At 57.7% G+C, this 333-nt stretch carries 1 protein-coding gene; it reads right to left on the bottom strand.

Annotated features, from left to right (window positions below; genetic code table 11):
• On the bottom strand, nucleotides 1-233 hold a 233-nt coding region (locus P0D70_RS36900), incomplete at its 3' end, for a hypothetical protein (protein ID WP_408188144.1).
• Nucleotides 234-333 lie beyond the last annotated feature (100 nt).

A 333-nucleotide genomic window follows, 5' to 3' on the forward strand; every position in this document is an offset into this window, starting at 1 on the left:
AGGTCGGTTGTCTGCCACTCTGCGTAGCCGGTGACGTTACCTTGTGTGTCATAGACGAACGCCCTGATCTTGCCAGGCATCGCGACCAGATGCGGGCGCAGTGAACTGTTGTCGCTGTACTCCACGGTTGTTACCGTCTTGCTGCCTGCGACCGTTGCAACTGCTTTCGTTGGCCGGTTGGCGCCGTCCCACGTGTACTGTGTATTCCCGTCCGGCGTAGCTCTTTGCTTCAAGTTCCCTGCGGTATCCCAAGTGCGTGACACCGTGCCACCAGGTGTGACAATAGAGCCAGGGCGCGACGTGTCTCCAACACTAAAGGAATATGTGCTGTTG

The sequence above is a fragment of the Paraburkholderia sp. RL17-381-BIF-C genome (assembly GCF_046026435.1).
Taxonomy (GTDB): Bacteria; Pseudomonadota; Gammaproteobacteria; order Burkholderiales; family Burkholderiaceae; genus Paraburkholderia.